Consider the following 25,659-nt stretch of genomic DNA (forward strand, 5'->3'; position numbering starts at 1 on the left):
ATGACACCATTTAATCCAGTTGCATTCGAGCTCTTTGGCTATCCTGTAAGATGGTACGGTATTATTATTGCATTTGGTATTTTAGTCGGATATCTTATCGCTCAAAAAGAGACAGAAAAAAAGCATTTTAAAGAAGATACGTTGATCGATATTGTCATGTGGTCTATCATTTCGGGGATAATTTGTGCTCGTATCTATTATGTATTATTTAAATGGGATTATTATCAGGATCATTTTTCTGAAATTCCGTTGATTATGAACGGTGGCATAGCAATACACGGTGGTTTGATCGGTGCAATTGGTATGGCATATTTCTTATGTAAAAAGAAAGGAATATCGTTTTTTCAGCTTGGAGATATTGCGGCACCGAGTATCATTCTCGGACAGGCAATTGGTAGGTGGGGAAACTTTATGAATCAGGAAGCTCATGGTGGTATGGTTTCAAGAGATTTCCTGGAGTCATTGCATTTACCAAAATTTATAATCGATCAGATGAATATTGGTGGAGCATATTATCATCCGACCTTCCTCTATGAATCGTTATGGAGCTTCACAGGATTTGTTATATTATTATTGATACGTAAACGCCTGAAGATTGGTCAGACATTTCTTTTATATACGATATGGTATTCGATTGGGCGTGTGTTTGTGGAAGGATTAAGAACAGATAGTTTGATGCTCACATCAAATCTGCGTATTGCCCAAGTGATTTCGATCGTGATTATGATTGCAGCGACTTTAATATGGCTCTATCGTAATTATAAATATCGACTGCCGCGTTATGGTGAAGTAAATGAACCTATAAGGAGCTCCGCTTATGCGTCAGTTAAATCGCTATAGATTAGAGGGGCCTAACCCGTTATGGCAGATGTATAAGACGGTCTCATTCTTTAAGGTTTGCCGTAACTTTGTTGTTATTGAATTGTGTCGCATTCTGCCATCAGTGAAATGGAAACATTACCTGTTCAGTAAATGTCTGAAGATGCAGCTCGGACATCATGTGTCATTTGCTTATAAGGCGATGCCTGATCTGATGTTTCCTGAACTGATAAAAATAGGGGATAACTCAATCATTGGGTATAATGCAACGTTACTTGCACATGAATATTTGACGGACGAGTATCGCACTGGAAAGATTACGATTGGTAGAAATGTATTAATTGGTGCAAATGTTACAGTCTTGCCGGGGGTCACAATAGGTGATGGTGCGAAGGTTGGCGCAATGACAGTTGTATCGAAAGATATTCCTGCGAATGCCTTTGTATACGGTAATCCGATGCACATAAAATAATAACGAACGGAGGTGAGATGGATGAGTAATGTTATCCGTTTTCCAGCAACTGAAGATGAATATTATCAAATTGGAGTAAAGAAGCAGAGTGAACATCATTACGAAGAGGCCATCTCATTCTTCATAAAATCACTGGATTTAAATCTCAGATACGATACAGTACAGCACATTGCTTTTTGTTTTTCGGAACTTGGTAATTTCGATAAAGCACAGCATTATCTAATAGATTATTTTAAAGATGATTTTAATGAAGAAGATGTCTTCTATGATCTGAGCCAGCTCTTTATTAGACAACGTGATCCTAATAAAGCCTTTTTATTCGGTATGTATTATTGTCTGCTCACAGATGACCATGTATATCTTGACGAGCTGAAAAAAATGTTTGAAGTCGTTTATAATGACGTCACTAAAGTAGAGATAGAAAGTGAAAACTTTGTCGTCCATTACATCTTTCAGTATTTTTTTGAGCATATGAATTATGATCTTGCCTTAGAATGGATTGATTTTCAGCCTTATAATATTCAGATGCGTACTGAAGTGCGCAATTTGAAGGCCATGACTTTACTATTTAATAGCAAGTACCATGAAGCGGCAAAGATATTAAAGCAATTACTTGAGGAAAATCCTGCTGATATTAATGCGCTCTGTCACTATACTTTACTGCTATACAATACACATCAGACGAAAACTTATGAATCCTATTTGAAGAAACTTAGAACGATTATCCCGATTAACGATGACGAAAAATTTAAACTGGGTATCGTACTTAGTTTCCTGAAGGAATATACAGAATCCTATCAACTGCTGTTTCCACTATATCAAAAAGGAAAGTTTCACAGTTCACAGATGCTGCATGCGTTAAGTTATTCAAGCTATGCACTTGGCTATGTATCGCAGTCTGATATGTTCTTTCAGCAGCTCGGTGAGATTGTAAGCCACCCTGGTGTAAGTCCACGTAAGATGGCTGAAGGTGAAGCCTATATTATGGATGATGTTATGCCGCTTTTAAATAGTGAAGATCAGCACCGTCGTATTATTGGCATCTTTCTGTTATCGCGTCTCAAGGATAAGACGTTGATGATCAATCAGAAAGTATGGAATCAGCTTGAAGAGATGGGAGATTACGAAAAGTTATATCTCTCTTATATCTTTCATAATATTCAGCTTGTTAAACTAGACTTCATTCATAGAGGTCTTGAATTAATCTATGATCAGGATGGCAGGCTGGAGCTGATGGAGCGATGGATTGATATGGCAGAGGCCATCATAGACAAAAAATTAAATCTTAAGCAGATCAATGCATATACAGCGGTTTGCTACTTCTTATTTGAAAGAGCACGAAATGAAAAATTATCAAAACGTGCGGTGATAGAAAAATTTAACACGACGCGCTACCATTTTATGAAGGTGTATGAACAGTTCAAGCAAAATAATATTTAAAAATCTGGAATTCATGTATATTATAAGTACTGAACAAACATGGAGGTATAATTATGAGTGAAATTAAAGAATATGACGTAATCATTGTTGGTGCTGGTCCAGCCGGGATGACAGCAGCAGTCTATGCGTCTAGAGCAAACCTATCTACGATTATGATTGAACGTGGTATGCCTGGTGGACAGATGGCCAATACTGCAGATGTCGAAAATTTTCCTGGATTTGATTTGATCACAGGACCTGACCTTTCAACGAAGATGTTCTCTCATGCACAGAAATTCGGTGCAGAATATACTTATGGTGATATTAAAAATATTACTGTTGAAGGCGATGACAAGATTGTGGATTTAGGTGACAAGCAGTTAAAAGCAAAAGCTGTTATTATTGCGACAGGTGCAGAATATAAGAAAATTGGTGTGCCAGGAGAATCAGAGCTTGGTGGACGTGGTGTATCTTACTGTGCTGTGTGTGATGGTGCATTCTTCAAGCAGAAGAACTTAGTAGTAATTGGTGGGGGAGATTCTGCAGTTGAAGAGGGTGTATATTTAACGAAATATGCAGACAAAGTAACAATCGTGCATAGAAGAGATACATTAAGAGCTCAGAAAATTCTTCAGGAACGTGCATTTAAAAATGATAAGATTGATTTTATCTGGAATAGTACGTTAAAATCAATCAACGAAAAAGAAGGAAAAGTCGGATCTGTAACATTGATCGATAATGAAGGTAAAGAGACAGATGTTGAAACAGATGGAGTATTCATCTATATCGGTATGCAGCCACTGACAAAACCATTCCAGCATCTTGGTATAACTGACGAAATCGGCTATATTATGACGAATGAAGAGATGGAGACGAATATTCCTGGAATATTCGCTGCTGGTGACGTTAGACAGAAGAAGCTTCGTCAAATCGTAACAGCGACAGGTGACGGCAGTATTGCTGCACAGAATGCTCAGCATTATATTGAAAGCTTGAATGATTAATATATTCATAAAAATAGATACGCATTTTGTGCGTGTCTATTTTTATGAATTCATGTAGAATGAAATTAAGATGAGGAGGAATGTATATGTCGAACGAAGATACATATAAACGACTGGTTGTTGTCACTGGAATGAGCGGTGCGGGGAAAAGTGTAGCAATTCAATGTCTTGAAGACTTAGGTTATTTCTGTGTTGATAACCTGCCCCCTATATTGCTGCCGAAGTTTATCGAACTGATGAATAATAATACAGAATCTCTGTCACGCGTAGCTATCGGGATTGACTTGCGTGGGAAAGATTTCTTTAATAGTTTACAAGAAGAAATTCAAAATATTATCAATCTAAATGAAGTACTCGTACAAGTTTTATTCGTCGAAGCAAGCGATCAAATATTAGTTTCTCGTTATAAAGAAACAAGACGTACACATCCGCTTCAGGATAACATTTCATTGATTGATGCGATTCAGGAGGAGAGAATGCTGCTTGCTGATTTAAGAGGGGTTGCAACACACATTATTGATACCTCTGAGTATAAGCCAAAAGCATTGCGCTCTAAAGTGATTGAAATCTTTGGATCTGGCAAAGATAATATATTCACGATTAATGTGATGAGTTTCGGCTTCAAGCATGGATTGCCCATCGATGCTGATATCGTATTCGATGTGAGGTTTTTACCGAATCCATATTACATAGAAGAAATGAGAAAATTAACAGGTCTCGATCCCCTTGTATATGACTATGTCATGAAATGGAAAGAGACTGAAATGTTCTACCAGAAATTAATCGATCTGCTGAAGTTCGTCATTCCTGGTTATATGCGCGAAGGTAAAAGTCAGGTTGTCATCGCTATCGGATGTACAGGTGGACAGCACCGTTCAGTTGCATTAAGTGAACGTATCAGTAATGAATTAAAGGACTTCTTTGACTTTGAGCTTCATACTCGCCACAGAGATGCACTTATTGAGGGAACGATCAATGAAAAGGCTTAAAGTCTGTCTTATCGGTGGAGGTACAGGTCTTTCAGTTATGGCGAGAGGACTTAAAGAATATCCTGTTGATATCACCGCCATTGTAACTGTTGCAGATGATGGAGGAAGTACAGGTAAGATAAGAGATGTCATGGACATCCCTGCACCTGGAGATATTAGGAATGTACTTGCAGCCTTAAGTGACGTAGAACCCATGCTTGAGAAATTATTTCAGTATCGCTTTAATTCGGATACACTCGGAGGGCATCCTGTAGGCAACTTAATGATTGCAGCAATGACAGACGTCACGGATGATTTCGGTCATGCTGTCAAAGAACTAAGTAAAATATTGAACGTTAAAGGGACGGTGATTCCTTCGACAAATACAAGTCCGATATTGAATGCCGTAATGGAAGACGGTGAAATTGTTGTCGGGGAATCTCTTATTCCTTTAAAGTTCAAAAGAATAGATAGTGTCTTCTTGACACCTGGATATATCAAACCGATGCAAGAAGCTATAGATGCAGTTCTGGAGGCGGATCTCATTGTATTGGGACCAGGCAGTCTTTATACAAGTATCATTCCAAACTTAGTCATCCGTGAACTAGGGGACGCTGTTATTGAAAGTAAAGCGAAGAAGCTCTACGTTTCTAATATTATGACACAACCAGGTGAAACGACAGATTACTCGGTATCAGACCATATAGAAGCGATTCATAAACATGTTGCCTCCCCATTTATTCAGTTTGTCATTGCCAATGAAATTGTACTTCAAAATAAGATTAACGAGAATTATGAAAAGCGTAATTCAAAATTTGTAACGTGTGACTCTGAGAATATTAAACGTTTGGGAGTCACGCTTATCACAGATGATAATCTCGTTGAAATCAACGAGGAAGGTGCGGTACGTCATAATAATGAAGTGCTCGCTGAAATGATTTATGAATTAGCATTAAGTGAAATCAGTACAATTGAATTCACTCAGAAAGAGGGAGAATAAATTGTCATTTGCTTCAGAGATGAAGAATGAATTGACGCGGATAGAGACAGATCTCTGCTGTAGTAAAGCAGAACTTGCCGCGCTCATTCGGATGAACGGAAATTTAAATATACAGAATATGCAGTGGGTGATTAATGTACAATCAGAAAACGCAGCCATTGCACGACGTGTATATAGTTTGACAAAGAAAATATTCGGTGTTGATATTGAATTACTCGTACGTAAGAAAATGAAATTAAAGAAAAATAATGTCTATATTTGCCGCATCAAGATGAAGACAAAAGAAATTCTTGATGAACTAAGCATATTGCAAGATGGCCAGTTTGTGCAGCATATCGATCAATCACTGATCAAAGAGGAATGTTGTAAACGCAGCTATTTAAGAGGGGCATTTTTAGCAGGAGGATCTGTGAATAACCCAGAGACATCTTCGTATCATCTTGAAATATTCTCGTTATATGAAAGTCATTCTGAAGGATTAACAGAAATGATGAATGGTTATGGACTGAATGCGAAGACTTTGGAACGTAAGAAAGGATATATTTCGTACTTAAAAGAAGCGGAAAAAATCTCAGACTTTCTGAGTATTATAGGTGGATATCAGGCATTACTTAAGTTTGAAGATGTGAGGATTGTCAGAGATATGCGAAATTCCGTGAATCGTCTTGTCAATTGTGAAACGGCCAACTTAAATAAGACGATTGGTGCTGCGATGCGCCAAGTAGAGAATATTCGATTGATTGATGAAGAAGTTGGTATCGATGAACTTCCAGAACGATTAAGAGAGATTGCGAGACTGCGTGTGCAACATCAGGATATCTCCTTGAAAGAACTTGGCGAGATGGTTTCTACCGGTGTGATATCGAAGTCGGGAGTGAATCATCGATTAAGAAAGATAGATGAGATTGCTGAGAAATTAAGAAATGGGGAACATATTGAATTGAAGAAATAAAATATTAGTTATTTTCCATTTTAACTACAAAAAAATAGCGTGTACTAAGAGCTTTTACTTAGTACACGCTATTTTTATATCTTTATTCTGCTGGATGCATAACTTCGTCGATCAAGCCATAAGCTTTCGCTTCATCAGCTGTTAAGAAATTATCACGATCTGTGTCTTTTTCAATCTTTTCGATAGGTTGACCTGTACGTTCAGCTAAGATGCGATTTAATTTTTCGCGAGTTTTTAAAATGTGTCGTGCAGCAATTTCAATTTCGGTTGCTTGCCCTTGTGCGCCACCTAATGGCTGATGAATCATAACTTCAGCATTCGGTAGAGCGAATCTTTTTCCTTTTTTACCCGCTGCGAGTAGGAATGATCCCATCGATGCTGCCATACCGATACAGATTGTCTGTACATCAGGTTTGATGTGCTGCATTGTATCATAGATAGCCATACCAGCAGTCACGCTACCACCTGGTGAGTTGATGTATAGGTAGATATCTTTCTCAGCATCTTGTGCTTGTAGGAATAATAATTGAGATACGATAGAGTTTGCCACGTTGTCATCGATAGCCGATCCTAACATAATGATACGGTCCTTTAACAGACGTGAATAAATATCATATGCGCGTTCTCCGCGATTTGTTGATTCAATTACTGTAGGTATTAAGTTCATTAGTAAATCCTCCTTAAGATTCGTTTAAAGTTCGTTAAAATTAATATACACTATAAAGTCAAAGATAGTCAAAAAAAGCGCTCATATCATTCATATTTTTAACGTTACTGCTAATATTATAGTATTATTTAGGTCGAAATCACATTAAAAGGAGTGTATTTATGAAAGAACTTACTTTATTAGTAGGAAATCAATGTGGACTTTGTAATGATGCAAAGATTCAAATTGCCCTAGCACAAGAAGATATTGATTTCACTGTGAACGAAATCAATATTACGAGCGATCCAGCATTAGAAGTGCAATATTTCATGTCGATTCCAGTGCTATTACATAATGATGTTGTGATACAGGAAGGCCAGATTGATTTTGTGACCATTCTGGAATATTTAAGCGATAACTAAAGAAAGCGTATTCATTATTTTTTTAGGAGTTTTTACTTGCTTACTATAGATGGACTTGCTATTATGTATGTGTAACGCAAGTTACTTTTTGACCCGAGCGGGACAAATTTTGTCCATAACTAATTGAGGAGGGATGTATTTGAATGCTTTATTTGAGGTTCAAAAGAAGCTTGTCCCTGATTTAGTTGACAAGATGTACCGAAGATTTCAAATACTCTCTGCAATTGAGCTGCATCAGCCGATTGGCAGACGGGCACTTAGTGAAACGGTTCACCTCAGTGAACGCATCCTTAGAACTGAGACGGATATATTAAAAACACAGGGTTTGATTATCATTACGTCTAAAGGAATGTCAGTAACTGAAAGTGGCGAAGATGTGCTTTACAAGATGAAAGCTTCTATGGATAGTTTGACTAGGCTAGAACATATTGCACATGCAATTGAAAGTCGTTTTGCTATTCAAAAGGTGATCGTTGTAAGTGGTGATGCAGACATTGATGATGAAGTGAAGCTTAGGATGGGTCAGGCGACAAGCGAGTATCTAGAAAGCTGTTTTGAAGATGGGACTAGAGTAACTGTAACTGGAGGATCCACAATGGCGCACATTGCGCGTTCAATGCGTCCTACAGATAAATCTATCAATTTTATTCCTGCGCGTGGCGGATTAGGTGAAGAAGTTTCTTTTCAAGCTAATGCGATAACGCATTTGATGGCTGAACAGACGGGTGGGACGTTCGAAGTTCTTTATGTCCCGGACCAAGTAAGTGAAGCAGGTTATAATGCACTTCTTGAAGAACAGTCTGTTAGACGTGTATTACATCATATTCAACAGGCAGATATTGTACTGCACGGCATTGGTTCAGCTCAGAAGATGGCGGAACGAAGACACTCGTCACCACAAGTTATGGAGAAACTGATGGATGGCAATGCTGTTGCCGAAGCTTTCGGTTATTATTTTGATGAGGATGGCAACATCGTTTATCGTGTAAGAACAATTGGTATACATCTTGATGATCTTACTGAAGATAAAAGAATCATTGCTGTAGCAGGAGGAAATAGTAAGAAAGAAGCGATAGCTTCCTATCTGAAGATAGCTCCGAAGCATACAGTATTGATTACAGATTCAGTTGTAGGTAACTGGCTGATGAATCAGTAGTTTCAAAGGAAATCTTAATATCAGAAGTGTAATATTTTTATTTTTCTGTGTATTTTGATTATAATAAGGATGTATGATGAAGTTGGTAGTAAAGGGTATACCCCTTAAAAATAGACATTTAAAGGAGGCCATACATTATGGCAGTAAAAGTAGCAATTAACGGGTTTGGTAGAATCGGACGTTTAGCATTCAGAAGATTACAAGAGGTAGAAGGTATTGAAGTAGTAGCGGTTAACGATTTAACAGACGATAAAATGTTAGCGCATTTATTAAAATATGATACAACACAAGGGCGTTTCAAAGAAGAAGTTGAAGTTATTGAAGGTGGATTCCGTGTCAACGGTCGCGAAGTTAAATCATTCGAAAATCCTAACCCTGCTGAATTACCATGGGGCGAACTTGGAATCGACGTAGTTTTAGAATGTACTGGTTTCTTCACAGATAAAGAAAAAGCTCAAGCGCATATCGAAGCAGGCGCTAAAAAAGTATTAATTTCAGCGCCAGCAAAAGGTGACTTAAAAACTGTAGTATATAACGTTAACCATGACGTATTAGATGGTTCAGAAGAGATCGTTTCAGGAGCTTCATGTACTACAAACTGTTTAGCACCAATGGCTAAAGTATTAAACGACGAATTCGGAATTATCGAAGGTTTAATGATGACAGTTCACGCATTCACTGGTGATCAAAACACATTAGATGCACCACACGCAAAAGGTGACTTCCGTCGTGCACGTGCAGCAGCGAACAACATCGTACCTAACTCAACAGGTGCTGCAAAAGCAATCGGTTTAGTTATCCCTGAATTAAAAGGTAAATTAGACGGATCAGCGCAACGTGTTCCAGTTCCAACAGGTTCAGTAACTGAGTTAACTACAATCTTAGAAAAAGAAGTTTCAGTTGAAGAAGTAAATGCTGCAATGAAAGCTGCTTCTAACGAATCATTCGGTTACACTGAAGACGAAATCGTATCATCAGACATCATCGGTATTACTTACGGTTCATTATTCGATGCAACACAAACACGTGTAATGACTGTTGGTGAACACCAAATGGTTAAGACAGTTGCTTGGTACGATAACGAAATGAGCTACACTGCACAATTAGTTCGTACATTAGAATTCTTAGCTGAACAAGCACAAGCTAAATAATAGTTTATTCACGCGTAAGCGGGGGAAGATTTCGCTTCTCCTGCTTTTTTTAATAAGTTATTTGGTATAATTATATTGTAAGAATATATTATTAGGAGGCCGTAACATGGTTAAAAAGGTTGTTTCAGATTTAGAGTTAAAAGATAAAAAAGTACTCGTGCGTGCTGATTTCAATGTACCGATGAAAGATGGGAACATTACGAACGATAATCGTATCGTTGAAGCATTACCTACTATTAAATATATTATCGAGCAAGGCGGGAAAGTGATATTATTCTCTCACCTTGGTAAAGTGAAAACCGAAGAAGATAAGGCGAATTTATCACTTCAACCTGTAGCAAATCGTTTATCAGAACTACTCGAAAAAGATGTTCAGTTTGTAGCTGAAACACGTGGAGAAAAGTTAGAATCAGCAATTAATGCATTACAATCAGGTGAAGTATTATTATTCGAAAACACACGTTTCGAAGATGTTGATGGTAAGAAAGAAAGTAAGAACGATGCGCAACTTGGGAAGTATTGGGCATCACTTGGAGATGTATTTGTGAATGATGCGTTCGGTACTGCCCACCGTGAGCATGCATCGAACGTTGGTGTTGCGACACATATAGATACTGCTGCAGGATTCTTGATGGAAAAAGAAATTAAGTTTATCGGTGGTGTCGTTGAAAAACCAGAACGTCCTTTTGTTGCCATTTTAGGTGGTGCGAAAGTATCAGATAAAATCGGTGTTATCGAGAACTTATTAGAAGTAGCTGATAAAGTATTGATCGGTGGCGGCATGGCGTACACTTTCTTAAAAGCGCAAGGTAAAGAAATCGGTCATTCATTATTAGAGGAAGATAAAATTGACTTAGCGAAAGATTTAATGGAACGTGGTAAAGATAAACTTGTTTTACCTGTTGATGCGAAAGTGACAAAAGAGTTCTCAAATGATGGAGAAATCGAAGCAGTAGCAATCGACCACATTCCAGCTGATTTACAAGCTTTAGATATCGGTCCTAAAACAGTTGAATTATTTGGCAAAGAACTTGAAGGCGCTAAAACTGTCGTATGGAACGGACCGATGGGTGTATTCGAAATGAGTAATTTTGCGAAAGGTACCGTAGGAGTATGTAAAGCAATTGCTGAACTGAAAGACGCGACTACAATTATCGGCGGTGGAGATTCAGCAGCAGCAGCAATGGACCTTGGATTCGCAGATAAGTTCACGCATATCTCAACAGGCGGCGGCGCTTCGTTAGAGTACTTAGAAGGTAAAGAACTGCCAGGTATTAAATCAATTTCTGACAAATAAAAAGGAGTTTTTATAAATGAGAAAACCAATTATCGCAGGAAACTGGAAAATGAACAAAACGGTAAAAGAAGCGAAAGCATTTGTTTCAAGCTTACCAGAGTTACCGGCAGAAGGTGTTGATGCAGTAATCTGTGCACCACATATTCAATTAGATGCAATTATTTCTGCTGATGTTAAAAACTTACAAGTTGGTGCTCAAAATTGTTATTTTGAAGATAGCGGTGCATTCACTGGCGAAACATCTCCAGCAGCATTAAAGGATCTAGGTGTACAGTATGTAGTTTTAGGACATTCTGAACGTCGTGAATATTTTAGTGAAACAGACGAAGATATTAATAAGAAAGCATTGGCTGTATTTAAACATGGGATGACACCAATCATTTGTTGTGGTGAAACAGACGAAGAACGTGAATCAGGTCAGTTTGAAGCTAAAGTAGGTGCTCAAGTAAGCAACGCGCTTAAAGGTTTTGACGCTGAACAAGTGAAGCAGCTTGTTATTGCCTATGAACCTATCTGGGCAATCGGAACAGGTAAATCTGCAACAAGTGAAGATGCTGAAGCAAGCTGTAAGTTCGTGCGTTCAGTTGTGGAAAAAGACTTCGGTAAAGATGCAGCTGCAGCTGTGCGTATCCAATACGGCGGATCTGTTAAACCAGGTAATATTAAGGAATATATGGCAAACGAAAACATCGATGGTGCATTAGTAGGTGGCGCATCGTTAGAAGTGGATTCTTTTGTTCAATTGTTAGAAGGTGCTAAGTAATGAAAAGCCCGACAGCTTTAATCATTTTAGATGGTTTTGCAAACCGTAAAGAAACATTTGGGAATGCAGTCGCTCAAGCACATAAACCAAATTTTGACCGTTACTACAATCAATATCCACATAGCGAACTGAAAGCATGTGGATTGGATGTAGGATTGCCTGAAGGACAGATGGGGAATTCTGAAGTGGGCCATTTAAACATTGGAGCAGGCCGTGTTGTCTATCAGTCTTTGACACGTATCAATAAATCGATTGAAGATGGTGACTTCTTTAAGAATCAGGTGCTGCTAGACGCAATGCAGCATGTGAAAGAGAATCATACAGTGCTGCACTTAATGGGATTACTCTCTGATGGTGGCGTGCACAGTCACTATGAACATTTATTTGCGTTACTTAAACTTGCGAAAGAGCAAGGAGTAGACAAGGTTTATGTGCATGCGTTTTTAGATGGTCGCGATGTCGGTCAGCAGACAGCGCTTAAGTATATCGAGGCAACTGAAAAGCAGTTTAAAGAGATTGGTATCGGTCAATTTGCTTCTGTTTCTGGTCGTTACTATGCGATGGATAGAGACAAACGCTGGGATCGTGAGCAATTAGCATATGATGCTATGACATACGGTAAAGGTGTAGAATATAGTTCAGCCGCTGCAGGTGTAGAAGCAAGTTATGCAGAAGGTGTAAATGATGAGTTCGTTGTTCCGTTTGTGGTTAAAGACCACGAAAAAGGAGAAGAGAACACGGGTGTAAACGACGGAGATGCAATGATTTTCTTCAACTTCAGACCTGACCGTGCAGCACAGCTTTCAGAAGTATATACGAATGAAGAATTTGACGGCTTCAAGATGGATAAGCGTCTAATCGGGATTAAGTTCGTAACATTTACTAAGTACAACGATCAAGTGAAAGCAGATGTTGTATTTGAAAAGGTAGATTTAGTGAACACAATCGGTGAAGTCGCAGCAAGTAACAACTTGACACAACTGCGTATCGCTGAAACAGAAAAGTATCCGCACGTCACTTACTTTATGAGTGGTGGACGTAATGATGAGTTTCCAGGCGAACGTCGTGTGTTAATAAATTCACCGAAAGTTGCAACCTACGACTTACAGCCTGAAATGAGTGCATATGAAGTACGCGATGCATTGCTTGCTGAACTTGATAAAGGCGATTTAGATTTAATTATTTTAAACTTTGCTAATCCTGATATGGTTGGACATTCTGGCATGCTAGAACCAACGATTAAAGCGATTGAAGCGGTGGATGAATGTCTAGGTGCAGTAGTAGACAAGATCTTGGAAATGCAAGGGACAGCGATTATTACAGCTGATCACGGTAATTCGGATGAAGTGGTAAAGCTTGATGGTAGTCCGATGACGGCACATACAACAAATCCAGTACCTGTGATTGTGACGCGTGAAGGTGTTACGTTGCGTGACGGCGGCCGTCTAGCTGATCTAGCACCGACATTAGTCGATTTATTGGGTGTTGAACAACCTGAAGATATGACTGGTGAGTCGTTGATTCAAAAAGGTTAATGTGATACAGAAAATGAAATACAAATAATTGATTATTTCAATTAAATCAATAATAATAAATAAGAACACAAATTGAGAGGAGTTTTTATAAATGCCAATTATTACAGATGTTTATGCACGCGAAGTATTAGATTCAAGAGGTAACCCTACAATTGAGGTAGAAGTATTTACTGAAAGTGGCGCACTAGGGCGTGCATTAGTACCATCAGGAGCTTCAACAGGTGAACACGAAGCAGTAGAACTACGTGATGGTGATAAAGACCGTTATATGGGTAAAGGTGTTTTAAAAGCTGTAGAAAACGTAAATGAAATTATCGCACCTGAGATTATTGAAGGTGACTTCTCGGTACTTGATCAAGTATCAATCGACAAAATGATGATTGCTTTAGATGGTACAGATAACAAAGGTAAATTAGGTGCCAATGCAATTTTAGGTGTGTCTATCGCTGTAGCTCGTGCTGCTGCTGACTACTTAGGTATGCCTTTATACAAATATCTAGGTGGATTTAACGGTACTGAATTACCAGTTCCGATGATGAACATCGTTAACGGTGGTTCTCACTCAGATGCACCGATCGCATTCCAGGAGTTCATGGTATTACCAGTAGGAGCACCAAACTTCAAAGAAGCATTACGCTGGGGCGCTGAAATTTTCCACAACTTAGCGAAAATCTTGAAAGGCCGTAATTTATCTACTGCTGTAGGTGATGAAGGTGGATTCGCACCGACATTTGAAGGTACTGAAGATGCTGTTGAAACAATTTTAGAAGCGATTAAAGCTGCAGGACTTGAGCCAGGTAAAGATGTATTCTTAGGATTTGACTGTGCTGCTTCTGAGTTCTTCGAAAACGGTGTATATGACTACGCTAAATTTGAAGGTGAAAACGGTAAAAAACGTACTTCTGCTGAACAAGTAGATTATTTAGAAGAATTAGTAAACAAATATCCAATCATCACAATTGAAGATGGTATGGATGAAAATGACTGGGAAGGCTGGAAAGCATTAACAGATCGTTTAGGCAATAAGGTACAACTTGTTGGTGATGATTTATTCGTTACGAACACTAAGATTTTAGAACGTGGTATTAACGAAGGGGTTGGTAACTCAATCTTAATTAAAGTGAACCAAATCGGTACTTTAACTGAAACATTCGAAGCAATCGAAATGGCTCAAAAAGCTGGGTACACTGCAGTTGTTTCACACCGTTCTGGTGAAACTGAAGATACTACAATTGCGGATATCGCAGTTGCAACAAACGCTGGACAAATTAAAACAGGTTCATTATCACGTACTGACCGTATTGCGAAATACAATCAATTGTTACGTATTGAAGATGAATTATTTGAAACTGCAAAATTTAAAGGTTTAAATGCATTCTACAATTTAAATAAATAATTGCATTTATAAGGAGAGACGTGACGACGTCTCTTCCTTTTTTTATGTATATATGGTAAAATGTTAAGAGTTATCATATAGGAGGACCACTCATGAATACGCTATTAACCGTTTTATTAATCATAGATTGTTTCGTATTAATCACAGTTGTACTTTTACAAGAAGGTAAGAGCAGCGGTTTATCAGGTGCCATCAGTGGCGGTGCTGAGACACTTTTCGGTAAACAAAAACAACGTGGTGTAGAATTAATATTAAATAGAATCACAATTGTTGCATCGGTATTATTATTCTTAATTACTATTGCTATTGGTTACTTTAATATTTAAAACAGGTCCGGACAATCGCGTTCGGGCTTTTTTATTTTAAATCTGTTCCTAAAAAACTTACAATAGTAGATGAGGTTATTAAAAGGAGAATGTATTATGAAAATAAGATTACCAGAACCGTTCTTTTTTGAAGAGGGAAAAAGAGCAGTCCTATTATTACATGGGTTTACAGGAAATTCATCAGATGTGAGACAACTTGGAAGATTCCTGCAGAAAAAAGGTTATACAAGTTATGCACCGCACTATGAAGGTCACGGGGTACCCCCGGAAGAACTGCTTGCATCTAGTCCACACGTATGGTGGAGCCAAGTCCTAGAAGCTTATGATTTCTTAGTTGAAAAAGGGTATAATGAAATTGCAGTAGCAGGACTATCGCTTGGTGGTGTCTTCGCTTTGAAGCTGGCGCAATATCGTGATGTGTTAAGTGTAGCTACAATGTGCAGTCCGATGTATATTAAGACAACTGGCAATATGTATGAAGGTGTCCTGGCATATGCGCGTGAATTTAAGAAGCGTGAAGGTAAACCTGAAACTCAGATTAATCAGGAAATGGAAAATTTCCATCCGACAGATATGCTTGTAGATTTACAAATGACGATTCAAGATGTCCGAGATACAGTAGATAATGTATACGCACCACTGTTTGTAGCTCAAGGTAGACTAGATACGATGATTAATCCAGATTCAGCGAACATCATCTATAATGAAGCAGAAAGCGATGACAAAGAAATGCATTGGTATGAACAAAGTGGTCACGTTATAACAATAGATAAAGAAAAAGAACAGTTATTTGAAGATTATCATCAGTTTTTAGAACAATTAGACTGGTCAAATTAAAGGAGGAATTATATGCATCTGTATGAACATGAAGTAATTGCATATTTAAAATCATTAAAGGGTAGTGCAGTTACGATAGAAGCAATAGAAGCGCATCTAAATCTTGAGAGTGCAGATGCATTTAAAGATTTAGTTAAAACGCTTGTACATTTAGAACAAACAGGAAAATTGAGTCGCACGAAAAACGATAAGTACTACATTGCATTTGATGGTAGTAAAGCACTCGTAAAAGGAACGCTGAGTCAGCATAAGAAAGGTTTTGCATTCGTAAGAGCAGAGGACGAAACAGTAGATGATGTATTTATTCCACCGAATAAGATTAATCGTGCTATGGATGGAGATACGGTACTCGTGAGCGTATCAAAGGCGCGAGATGGTCGTAATGAAGGTGAAGTAAAGGCAATTGAAAAGCGTGCAATTACTCAAGTTGTCGGTACTTATACTGAAGCGAAACATTTCGGTTTTGTATTACCCGACGACTCAAGAATTACACAAGATATCTTTATTCCAAAAGGTAAAAATTTAGGGGCAGTTGAAGGTCATAAAGTACTCGTAGAACTTACGCAGTATGCTGATGGTACGAATAATCCTGAAGGTATGGTAAAAGCCATTCTTGGTCATAAAAATGATCCAGGCGTTGATATATTATCGATAATTTATCAACACGGGATTAATATTGAATTCAATCCAGCGACGATTGAAGAAGCTAATAATGTACCAGATGAAATCAGTCCCTCAGAAATCACAGGAAGAACGGATTTACGTGACGTTCTGACGATTACAATTGATGGAGCTGACGCAAAGGACTTAGATGATGCAATCAGCGTTGATAAGCTGGATAATGGGAACTACCGTTTAATCGTCTCTATTGCTGATGTCAGTCACTATGTAACAGAAGGATCTAGTCTTGATGCAGATGCATATGAACGTGGCACAAGTGTGTATCTAGTGGACCGCGTAATTCCGATGATACCACATCGACTCAGCAATGGTATTTGTTCACTTAATCCACACGCAGACCGTTTAACATTAAGCTGTGAGATGGAAATCACACCAAATGGACATACTGTAAATCATAAGATCTATGAAAGTGTTATACATTCGGACGAACGTATGACTTATGATGACGTGAATGCAATATTAGAGGATAAGGATGAAGCTTTAATCAATAAATATGCACATATTCATGAACTACTATTACACGCCAAAGATTTAGCAGCGATTCTTAAACGTATGCGCGAAGCACGTGGAGAGATTGATTTCGATTTAAAAGAAGCAAAGATATTAGTAGATGAAGACGGCGTTCCTAGAGAAGTAGTGATAAGAGATAGAGGGCTCGGTGAGCGCTTGATTGAATCCTTTATGCTTGCAGCAAATGAAACAGTTGCAGAACACTTTGCAAAGATGAAAGTACCGTTCATCTATCGCGTACATGAAGAACCGAAAGCGGATCGCCTGAAACGTTTCTTTGAGTTTATTACAAACTTCGGTATATTAGTTAAGGGTGGCACAGAGAATATTCATCCGAAAACGTTGCAGAATATCGGTAACGAAATTCATGGTAAACCTGAAGAACTCGTTATCTCGACACTTATGCTGCGCTCGATGCAACAGGCGAAGTATTCAGAAGAAAACTTAGGTCACTTTGGATTATCAGCTGAATATTATACGCACTTCACATCCCCGATACGACGTTATCCAGATTTAATCGTGCACAGACTGATTCGTAAATATTTGTTCGAGAAATCTATGGACGATAAAGCACAGGATTTCTGGGCAGAAGCATTGATCGAGATTAGTGAACATACTTCTAAACGAGAACGCCGTGCCATCGATGCCGAACGTGATACAGATGATCTGAAGAAGGCGGAATACATGGTGCAGCATATCGGTGAAGAATTTGACGGGATTATCAGCAGTGTTGCAAACTTCGGTATGTTCGTTGAACTTGAGAATACAATCGAAGGTATGGTTCATAATTCAAACATGACAGACGATTACTATAACTTTGATGAACGTCATATGGCGATGATTGGTGAACGTCACGGTAAAGTATACAGAATCGGTCAGAAAGTGCGCGTAAAAGTTGTGAATGTCAACGTTGATGAACGCATGATTGACTTTGCGATTGTTGGTATGGATATGAAGAAGATTGAAGATAAGATTCGCGAAGTGAAAATTAAAGCGAAAAGGAACACAAAATCATCTGATGAAAAACCGCAAAAAAAAGGACGCGGTAAAGCGCGTGGCACAGAAATGAGTAAGAAGCATAAAAATAAGAAACCGTTCTATAAAGCGAAAGCGGTGAAAAATTCAGGGCGTAGAAAGAAGAAGTAGAGGTGACGTTATGCCTAAAGGAACCGGAAAAGTATTAGCACAAAATAGAAAAGCGAGTCACGATTATACGATTGAAGAAACGATAGAAGCGGGAATCGAACTTAAAGGAACAGAAATTAAGTCCATTCGACGTGGAAGCGCAAACTTACGTGATTCCTATGCACGCGTGTATAATGGTGAAATGTATGTCTACAATATGCACGTTGCACCTTATGAAGAGGGTAATCGATTTAACCATGATCCACTTAGAACACGCAAGTTACTATTGAAAAGAAAACAGATCGATAAACTGTTTGGACAGACTCGTGAACAAGGCTACACGCTTGTACCACTGAAGCTATATATTAAAAACGGCTACTGCAAGATGCTGATCGGTGTAGCGAAAGGTAAGAAAGACTACGACAAGCGTCATGCCCTAAAAGCAAAAGAAGCGAAACGTGAAATGGACCGTGCAATGAAAGAAAGATATTAGAATAAGTACGACCTGCTTATGTGGCAGGTCGTATTTTGATGTGTGAGATTAAGATGAAGTAGCGATTACTGCTGAGGATGGCCCATAAATAAAAAACATGGGCCAAGATGAATGCCGAGATGAGGGTATACTGCTGAAGATGGCCCATAAATAAAAAACATGGGCCATCTTCAATGCAATCATTTTTCTTGATACTCCCTTATAATTTTGTTATATTAGAAAATGCTAGTTAGAAAATACTAACCACGGGGGCGTTACGGATTCGACAGGGGTCACTTGGGCTGGTATAGCGTGTCGGAGGGTTGTCTTCGTCATCAACACAACAGTTTATAATAACTGGCAAAACAAACAATTTCGCAGTAGCTGCCTAATCGCACTCTGCACCTCTCTCAAGCATCGCCTATGTGCCTGATGTAGAGGTTCAACTTAAGTAGGATACGCTGTACACCTCCGCTTGCGGTCTGTACAGAAGAGATTAATCGAGCTAGCTATTAACCAGGATGTCCGTTTTCAGGTTAATAGCGAAACTTAATAACAGGACTACACACGTAGAAGTATCAGCTGCAGGATCCTTGGACGCGGGTTCGACTCCCGCCGTCTCCATACATTAGCCTATAACACCAAGTGTTATAGGCTTTTTTTGTGCTATATTGGTTATAGACGAACAAAGGAGGATGTTATGAATAATTTTATGAATGGTCTAGCGGTTATATTGTTTATTGCATTTTTGCTGTCATTTGTTATACCGTCAATCGATGATTATAAGTATTATTTCTTAGGATTGTCAGTATTGTTATCGATATTAACATTATCACAAGAAGTGAAACGGTCTGATAAATAGGTGGGTATAAGCAAGGTGGCGCGTGTATAAATTTACGAGCCACCTCGAGACATCACATCATCAACCGAATGCATAAATTAATAACCGTTAATCACGCGGGTTAACGGTTATTTCTTTCGTGTCATGACTAATTGCTATAGCAATCTGGTTACTGTTGTTCGGGTTGGTGAAAGCAACAGGTTCTCCATTATTAAATTCAATGATATCAAGAATACTATGACTTTTGTAAATAGGTTTCGTTACTGCGATATAAGATTTATTTTCTACTAATCGAATCGGAATTTTAGTATTATTCGTTAATGACCAGCCTGGTAAATATTTAAGATTGAATGTATTTTTCATAGTATCACCTTTAAGTTAAATTTGTGTTCCGTCATTTAAATTGAGATACAAATTTAAAATGAGGTTATTTTCATGTAATAAAGAACAAAGATGTTGTAGAATGGAGAAAACAGCTCGTTTCAAACACATATATACATTTTACCACAGTTTCGGGCTTTCATTTGAGGAGGATTTAAATTGAGTGATAAAGGTTTAGCGATTCCAAAGATTATCGTTACATTATCAGATGTGCAAAATAAGAATAATATTCATGTGAAAGAGGCTGAGGAAAACAGTGCTTTCTTTGATATTATTGAGTACCGTGCAGATTTAAAGGTGATGACACTAGCGGATTATAAAGATGAACTTCTATATATTAGAAGCCATTTTCCAAATAAGAAGATGCTGTTTACATATCGTATGTTCGATGATAGAGACCGAGCAACGATAGAAGCTGCAGATTACTATGAGATTATTAAGTTTATAATCTCAAATGACCTCTGTGATATTATTGATATTGATTTAATGATCTATGAACAATACATGACAGATTTATTACAGCTCGCGCGTCAGCATCAAATTGAAGTGCTGATCAGTCATCATGAATTTCAGTACACACCTCGTATAAAAGATATGCTTGCGATGTACAAGAAGATGATTACACTAGATGCAGATTACTGTAAACTTGCAGTAATGCCTCATGATGGTAAAGATGTGCTGAATCTAATGGATGCAGTGTATGAAACGAAGCAAGCTTATGATACGAATGTTATTGGTATAGCGATGGGTGAAATCGGTAAGATAACACGACTTGCATGTGGTGTATTTGGTTCGTCAATGACGTTTGGCTATGTAGGTGAACCTGTAGCACCAGGACAGATTCATGTACGTGATCTGCATCATCGGCTTGCACTGTATTAAGTTTACAAATGAACATCCTTTTACTATAATTGATAATAGTTATCAATTAGTGTGAGAGGATGTTTTTTATGGAATTAAAACAGGCAATTAAAGAGAGAAGAAGTATTAAGCAATATGAAGATACGACAGTTGACGACAGCGTGGTTAAGGCTTCTATTGAACTCGCGACATATACACCAAACCATGGTATGCGTGAACCGTGGCGTGTAGTATGGGTGAAGAAAGAACGCTTAACTGATTTTGGACAATTGTTTGCTGATATCGCATTTAAAAATAATGAAGAGAAGTATCAGACGCATATTGAAACAGTTAAAAAGTTAGCTGGAGTACTCGTCATAGTTGGAAAACGTGATCGCCGTCAGAAAGAAAACTTTGAAGATTTACTTGCAGTTGGCGGGTTTATGCAGACACTATCACTCGCTCTATTTGAAAACGGTGTTGGTAGCTGCATAAAAACACAGCCCCCCTATCTAAATCCAAAAATGAACGATGCACTAAATGTTCAAGATGATGAAATAATCTATGGTGTGATTTATTTAACGGCACAAACTGAAGCACCGCACAAGGAGAGAAAGAAAGAAAACTTGATTACGCTATTTTAAAATAAAAACTGCGCATCCAGTTAACCGGACGCGCAGTTTTTTGTTATTTTGTTAAATGTTCTGCTAGAAATGCTTTCACTGATTCAGGTGTTTTGGCGTTCGCTGAATGCAAGTGTGCTAGCTTTTCACTATTCTTAAAAATTAAGATGCTTGGAATACCCATAACGTCGTTTTCATCTGCTGCTTCAGGCACTTGGTCACGATTAATCTTATACCAGTTATAGTTGTGATATTCGTCAACAATTGGATCGATCCAAAAGTCCATACGCGTACAGTCTGGGCACCAATCTGCGAAGAACTTGATAACAACAGGTTCCTCACTTGCAATAATTTCTTTAAACTCTTCGTATTGACTAATTGTTCTCACTTTTATTACTCCTTATATACTTTTCTTATATTATACTTCTTTTTAAGAAGTAAAGAAAAGAAAACGCTTAGTTGTCGTAATCTTACAAAGTTGTTATGATTGAGGTATCACATTCAGGAGGTTACATATGATTAAATTTTATCAGTTACCCAGCTGTACAACCTGTAGAAAAGCAGCAAAATACCTTGCGGATAATGGTGTGAGTTTCGAGCCGATTCACATTGTGGAACATACACCCACTGCAAAAGAGTTTGATACAATTATTAAGAATACTGGTGTTGATGTGGATTTATTATTCAACAGGCTAGGCACAAAGTATAAGGAGCTTGATTTAAAGGAAACATTGCCGGATAAATCGTATGAAGAGAAATTAGAGCTTCTTGCCTCAGATGGAATGCTTGTAAAACGTCCTTTAGCTGTAAATAAGGATAGAATCACTTTAGGATTCAAAGAAGCGGACTATAAACAAACTTGGTTATAAAAAAGATTGAAGATACGCTTACATTATGTCATTATAAAAGTGTTAAGTATTTTATTTATATGGAGGGCTTATAATGTCGAACTTAAAATTTTCAAAAGATCATGAGTGGGTTAAATTAGAAGATAACGTAAAAGTAATCGGAATTACAGACTTTGCACAATCAGAACTAGGGGATATCGTATTCGTTGAACTTCCTGAAGTAGGCGATGAAATTACTACTGGTTCACCATTTGGTAGCGTTGAGTCGGTTAAAACTGTTTCTGAATTATATGCTCCAATCTCAGGCAAAGTTGTTGAAGTTAACTCTGAATTAGAAGATTCTCCTGAATTAGTAAATGAATCTGCTATGGATCAAGCATGGATGATCAAAGTTGAAGCAGATGACAGCGAACTTGATGAATTAATGGATCAAGCGCAATATGATGAAATGATTAATGCATAAATGATATACTTTCCTTGATAATAAATTTATCAAGGATTTTTTAATATGACGAAAAAGGTGATGGAAAATGTCTGTAATTCAGAAGGTCATCGTGGTAGAGGGTAAGCGAGACAAGAAAAGATTACAAGAAGTATTAACGGAACCTGTACATATTATTTGCACGAATGGCACAATGGGCATCGAGAAGTTAGATGCCATGATTGAAGACTTGTATCATCATAAAGTGTATATCATGACCGACAGTGATAAAGCAGGGCGCAAGATCAGAGCGTGGTTTAAGCGTCATTTAAGCGAAGGACATCATATTTATATCGATTCAAAGTATGGTGAGGTGAGTAATTGTCCGCTTGATTACTTAGCGAAAGTTGTCAGTCGTCATGACTTTGAAATTAAAGAACAGTTTGAATGGAAAGGTAAGTCGCAACCTTATGAGTATCAGAACGCATTTGCAATCTAAAGATCTAGAAAGAATACAAGACAATTATATTATTTTTGGCTACACCCCTTTTTGTGGCACATGTAAACTCGCAGAAAAGATGCTGGATATCGTTAACATGTCACTGAAGCTGGATATATTAAAGCTTGATTTGAATTATTATGAATCCCTCAGTACACAGTATAAGATTTCAAGTGTACCTGTATTGCTCATCGTCAAAGACAATGAAGTCGTTGACACGATATTTCGATTTGAGTCTGTTACTTCAATATACGAAATTTTATCGAAATCTATTGACGAATAATTCAATCTGCTTTATTATAAAAATCATTAACAAAACAATTTAATAGTTGCTCTTATCAAGAGAGGTGGAGGGATGTGCCCTTTGAAGCCCGGCAACCGTCTGAAAAGAAATGGTGCCAATTCACATAAAGTGTAAACTTTAGAAGATGAGAGAGTCGAATATATCACTATGTCGTCTTTCTTATGTATTTAAGGAAGACGACTTTTTATTTTAGGAGGATGCACGTGATTAAGTTAAATAATGTTGTAAAGACTTTTACAACGAAAAAAGGTGACATCACTGCTGTAGATCGTGTTTCACTGGATATTACGCAAGGTGAAATCTATGGAATCATCGGCTTTAGTGGTGCGGGTAAAAGTACGTTAATCCGTATGTTTAACGGTTTAGAAAAACCGACGTCTGGTGAAGTGGTGGTTGATAATGATATTATCAATCAACTTGATCAGAAAACATTGAATATGAAACGCCAGAAGATCTCGATGATCTTCCAGCACTTTAACTTGTTATGGTCGCGTACAGTGTATGACAATATTGCGCTGCCACTGGAAATTGCAGGTGTTAAGAAATCAGATATCGATGGTAAGGTGAAGTCATTAATCAATCTTGTTGGACTCAATGGTCGAGAAAATGCATATCCTTCCGAACTGTCTGGGGGTCAAAAACAGCGTGTAGGTATCGCGCGTGCACTGAGTAACGATCCGAAAGTACTGTTATGTGACGAAGCAACAAGTGCACTTGACCCTCAGACGACAGACGAAATTCTTGAACTGCTCGTTGATATCAACAAGAAGCTGAACTTAACAATCGTGCTGATTACACACGAGATGGAAGTTATCCGTAAAATCTGCCATCGTGTCGCAGTGATGGAACACGGTAAGGTCGTTGAAGAAGGTTCAGTATTAAGTGTATTCAACAATCCACAGACGAACATTACGAAGCGCTTCGTAAAAGATGATATCTCTGACGAAGAACTGGAAGCTTCTATCAAGGAGATTAAAGCAGAGTATCCTGTAGGGGCACTGCTTCGACTTAAGTTCATCGGTTCTGCTACAGGACAGCCGATTGTCAGTCAGGTGATACAGAAGTATGGTCTGGATATGAATATTCTGGCAGGTAACGTAAAGCATACACAAGCAGGCTCATTTGGACATTTAATCGTCCATTTAACGTCGGTGAATGGTGATCTTACGAAAATTGCGGATGAACTTAAGCGTCACGGTGTAGAAGTGGAGGTAGAACAAGATGCAAACTAGTTTTTTAGATACGCTTAAAGAGATGCTGAGCTTCAAAAATGTAATTTGGGCAGATGTATGGACAGCAACGGTAGAAACGTTGCAAATGACATTGATTGCAACCTTCTTTACATTTTTCTTCGGGTTGATTATCGGGATTATCTTATTCCTCACATCACGCAGTAACAATAAAGGAGTGCGCATCTTTTATTCCATCACTGCATTTTTAGTGAATTTATTCAGAGCGATACCATTTATCATTTTAATCTTGCTCCTGTTCCCGTTTACTAACTTAATTATGCAGACAATTAGTGGTGTAAAAGGCGCATTGCCGGCACTCATCATCGGAGCTTCACCATTTTATGCGCGACTCGTTGAAATTGCGATGAAAGAAATTGATAAGGGTGTTATTGAAGCGGTGCAGTCAATGGGTGCAAATACCTTTACATTAGTTCGTAAAGTATTGATTCCTGAAAGTTTACCGGCACTTGTGTCTGGTATTACAGTAACAGCAATCGCTTTAGTAGGGTCTACTGCCATTGCCGGGGTTATCGGTGCAGGTGGATTAGGGAACTTAGCTTATTTAGTAGGGTTCACTAGAGCACAGAATGATGTCATCTTAGTTTCGACAGTGTTAATATTACTGCTTGTATTTGCGATACAATTTATCGGTGATATAATCACAAAACGTATTGATAAACGATAATCAGTTCCAATGGAATTTGACTATAAATTAAATA

Annotated in this window: 30 protein-coding genes, 1 other RNA gene and 1 riboswitch; of the genes, 28 read left to right on the forward strand and 3 right to left on the reverse strand. The window is 38.1% G+C overall.

The window, feature by feature from the left end:
• The 7 genes from lgt to whiA all read left to right on the forward strand — a co-directional run bounded on the left by lgt (position 1) and on the right by whiA (position 6,634).
• Positions 1-840, forward strand: a complete 840-nt coding sequence (gene lgt, locus KYI10_02720; GenBank protein ID QYA33369.1) for a prolipoprotein diacylglyceryl transferase — start codon at positions 1-3, stop codon at positions 838-840.
• Positions 818-1,291, forward strand: coding sequence for an acyltransferase (locus KYI10_02725; GenBank protein QYA33370.1), 474 nt, complete (start codon positions 818-820; stop codon positions 1,289-1,291). The genes lgt and KYI10_02725 overlap by 23 nt, the downstream gene beginning before the upstream one ends.
• Positions 1,292-1,312: 21 nt before the next feature.
• Positions 1,313-2,731, forward strand: coding sequence for a hypothetical protein (locus KYI10_02730; protein QYA33371.1), 1,419 nt, complete (start codon positions 1,313-1,315; stop codon positions 2,729-2,731).
• A gap of 53 nt (positions 2,732-2,784) precedes the next feature.
• Entirely contained in the window at positions 2,785-3,714 is a 930-nt protein-coding gene (gene trxB, locus KYI10_02735) for a thioredoxin-disulfide reductase (protein QYA33372.1), read from the forward strand.
• Positions 3,715-3,800: 86 nt separating this feature from the next.
• Positions 3,801-4,703, forward strand: coding sequence for an RNase adapter RapZ (gene rapZ / locus KYI10_02740; protein QYA33373.1), 903 nt, complete (start codon positions 3,801-3,803; stop codon positions 4,701-4,703).
• Positions 4,690-5,682 (forward strand): YvcK family protein, encoded by a 993-nt coding sequence (locus KYI10_02745; GenBank protein QYA33374.1) that lies wholly within the window; start codon positions 4,690-4,692, stop codon positions 5,680-5,682. Before rapZ ends, KYI10_02745 begins: the two co-directional genes overlap by 14 nt.
• A 1-nt stretch (position 5,683) precedes the next feature.
• Positions 5,684-6,634, forward strand: a complete 951-nt coding sequence (gene whiA, locus KYI10_02750; GenBank protein QYA33375.1) for a DNA-binding protein WhiA — start codon at positions 5,684-5,686, stop codon at positions 6,632-6,634.
• Positions 6,635-6,716: 82 nt separating this feature from the next.
• Here whiA and clpP read toward each other — a convergent pair whose 3' ends face one another.
• Complete coding sequence (clpP, locus tag KYI10_02755) at positions 6,717-7,301, reverse strand: ATP-dependent Clp endopeptidase proteolytic subunit ClpP (protein QYA33376.1); 585 nt, start codon at positions 7,299-7,301, stop codon at positions 6,717-6,719.
• A 161-nt stretch (positions 7,302-7,462) separates the two neighbouring features.
• Between clpP and KYI10_02760 the strand changes: the two genes are divergently transcribed.
• From KYI10_02760 to KYI10_02820, 13 genes are all read left to right on the forward strand, one after another.
• Entirely contained in the window at positions 7,463-7,702 is a 240-nt protein-coding gene (locus KYI10_02760; protein QYA33377.1) for a glutaredoxin family protein, read from the forward strand.
• A gap of 139 nt (positions 7,703-7,841) precedes the next feature.
• Positions 7,842-8,858: a sugar-binding domain-containing protein gene (locus KYI10_02765; protein QYA33378.1), complete on the forward strand. Its 1,017-nt coding sequence runs from the start codon at positions 7,842-7,844 to the stop codon at positions 8,856-8,858.
• Between the two features lie 137 nt (positions 8,859-8,995).
• Positions 8,996-10,009, forward strand: a complete 1,014-nt coding sequence (gap, locus tag KYI10_02770) for a type I glyceraldehyde-3-phosphate dehydrogenase (protein QYA33379.1) — start codon at positions 8,996-8,998, stop codon at positions 10,007-10,009.
• Between the two features lie 106 nt (positions 10,010-10,115).
• A complete protein-coding gene (locus tag KYI10_02775) occupies positions 10,116-11,306 on the forward strand; it encodes a phosphoglycerate kinase (GenBank protein QYA33380.1) in 1,191 nt (396 codons plus the stop codon).
• Between the two features lie 16 nt (positions 11,307-11,322).
• Positions 11,323-12,069: a triose-phosphate isomerase gene (tpiA, locus tag KYI10_02780; protein QYA33381.1), complete on the forward strand. Its 747-nt coding sequence runs from the start codon at positions 11,323-11,325 to the stop codon at positions 12,067-12,069.
• Positions 12,069-13,604 (forward strand): 2,3-bisphosphoglycerate-independent phosphoglycerate mutase, encoded by a 1,536-nt coding sequence (gpmI, locus tag KYI10_02785; GenBank protein ID QYA33382.1) that lies wholly within the window; start codon positions 12,069-12,071, stop codon positions 13,602-13,604. The genes tpiA and gpmI overlap by 1 nt, the downstream gene beginning before the upstream one ends.
• Before the next feature lie 91 nt (positions 13,605-13,695).
• A complete protein-coding gene (gene eno / locus KYI10_02790) occupies positions 13,696-15,000 on the forward strand; it encodes a phosphopyruvate hydratase (protein QYA33383.1) in 1,305 nt (434 codons plus the stop codon).
• 92 nt (positions 15,001-15,092) lie between these two features.
• Positions 15,093-15,326 (forward strand): preprotein translocase subunit SecG, encoded by a 234-nt coding sequence (gene secG, locus KYI10_02795; GenBank protein QYA33384.1) that lies wholly within the window; start codon positions 15,093-15,095, stop codon positions 15,324-15,326.
• A gap of 96 nt (positions 15,327-15,422) precedes the next feature.
• Positions 15,423-16,163, forward strand: coding sequence for a carboxylesterase (locus tag KYI10_02800; GenBank protein ID QYA33385.1), 741 nt, complete (start codon positions 15,423-15,425; stop codon positions 16,161-16,163).
• Between the two features lie 12 nt (positions 16,164-16,175).
• On the forward strand, positions 16,176-18,500 hold the full coding sequence (rnr, locus tag KYI10_02805) for a ribonuclease R (GenBank protein QYA33386.1): 2,325 nt from the start codon (positions 16,176-16,178) through the stop codon (positions 18,498-18,500).
• A gap of 10 nt (positions 18,501-18,510) precedes the next feature.
• Positions 18,511-18,972, forward strand: coding sequence for an SsrA-binding protein SmpB (smpB, locus tag KYI10_02810; GenBank protein ID QYA33387.1), 462 nt, complete (start codon positions 18,511-18,513; stop codon positions 18,970-18,972).
• Positions 18,973-19,219: 247 nt separating this feature from the next.
• Positions 19,220-19,578: a transfer-messenger RNA gene (ssrA, locus tag KYI10_02815) on the forward strand.
• Positions 19,579-19,651: 73 nt separating this feature from the next.
• A complete protein-coding gene (locus tag KYI10_02820) occupies positions 19,652-19,813 on the forward strand; it encodes a hypothetical protein (protein QYA33388.1) in 162 nt (53 codons plus the stop codon).
• 87 nt (positions 19,814-19,900) lie between these two features.
• Here the strand turns inward: KYI10_02820 and KYI10_02825 are convergent, their stop codons facing one another.
• A complete protein-coding gene (locus KYI10_02825; GenBank protein QYA33389.1) occupies positions 19,901-20,155 on the reverse strand; it encodes a hypothetical protein in 255 nt (84 codons plus the stop codon).
• A gap of 177 nt (positions 20,156-20,332) precedes the next feature.
• Between KYI10_02825 and aroD the strand changes: the two genes are divergently transcribed.
• Positions 20,333-21,055, forward strand: coding sequence for a type I 3-dehydroquinate dehydratase (aroD, locus tag KYI10_02830; protein ID QYA33390.1), 723 nt, complete (start codon positions 20,333-20,335; stop codon positions 21,053-21,055).
• A 68-nt stretch (positions 21,056-21,123) separates the two neighbouring features.
• Positions 21,124-21,657 (forward strand): nitroreductase, encoded by a 534-nt coding sequence (locus KYI10_02835; protein QYA33391.1) that lies wholly within the window; start codon positions 21,124-21,126, stop codon positions 21,655-21,657.
• 43 nt (positions 21,658-21,700) lie between these two features.
• Here KYI10_02835 and KYI10_02840 read toward each other — a convergent pair whose 3' ends face one another.
• Positions 21,701-22,024 (reverse strand): thioredoxin family protein, encoded by a 324-nt coding sequence (locus KYI10_02840; GenBank protein ID QYA33392.1) that lies wholly within the window; start codon positions 22,022-22,024, stop codon positions 21,701-21,703.
• A 127-nt stretch (positions 22,025-22,151) separates the two neighbouring features.
• On the opposite strand from KYI10_02840, the gene KYI10_02845 reads away from it, so the two are divergent.
• The 6 genes from KYI10_02845 to KYI10_02870 all read left to right on the forward strand — a co-directional run bounded on the left by KYI10_02845 (position 22,152) and on the right by KYI10_02870 (position 25,625).
• Entirely contained in the window at positions 22,152-22,505 is a 354-nt protein-coding gene (locus KYI10_02845) for a Spx/MgsR family RNA polymerase-binding regulatory protein (protein ID QYA33393.1), read from the forward strand.
• 73 nt (positions 22,506-22,578) lie between these two features.
• Positions 22,579-22,947 carry a glycine cleavage system protein GcvH gene (gcvH, locus tag KYI10_02850; GenBank protein ID QYA33394.1) on the forward strand — a complete coding sequence of 123 codons (369 nt, stop codon included), beginning with the start codon at positions 22,579-22,581 and terminating at the stop codon, positions 22,945-22,947.
• Positions 22,948-23,014: 67 nt separating this feature from the next.
• Entirely contained in the window at positions 23,015-23,404 is a 390-nt protein-coding gene (locus KYI10_02855) for a toprim domain-containing protein (protein QYA33395.1), read from the forward strand.
• On the forward strand, positions 23,376-23,687 hold the full coding sequence (locus KYI10_02860; protein ID QYA33396.1) for a thioredoxin family protein: 312 nt from the start codon (positions 23,376-23,378) through the stop codon (positions 23,685-23,687). Before KYI10_02855 ends, KYI10_02860 begins: the two co-directional genes overlap by 29 nt.
• Before the next feature lie 49 nt (positions 23,688-23,736).
• Positions 23,737-23,839: riboswitch (SAM riboswitch) on the forward strand.
• A 66-nt stretch (positions 23,840-23,905) separates the two neighbouring features.
• Positions 23,906-24,940 (forward strand): ATP-binding cassette domain-containing protein, encoded by a 1,035-nt coding sequence (locus KYI10_02865; GenBank protein ID QYA33397.1) that lies wholly within the window; start codon positions 23,906-23,908, stop codon positions 24,938-24,940.
• Positions 24,930-25,625, forward strand: a complete 696-nt coding sequence (locus tag KYI10_02870) for a methionine ABC transporter permease (GenBank protein QYA33883.2) — start codon at positions 24,930-24,932, stop codon at positions 25,623-25,625. Before KYI10_02865 ends, KYI10_02870 begins: the two co-directional genes overlap by 11 nt.
• Positions 25,626-25,659 lie beyond the last annotated feature (34 nt).

It is taken from the genome of Macrococcus sp. 19Msa1099, from assembly GCA_019357535.2.
Taxonomy (GTDB): Bacteria; Bacillota; Bacilli; order Staphylococcales; family Staphylococcaceae; genus Macrococcoides; species Macrococcoides psychrotolerans.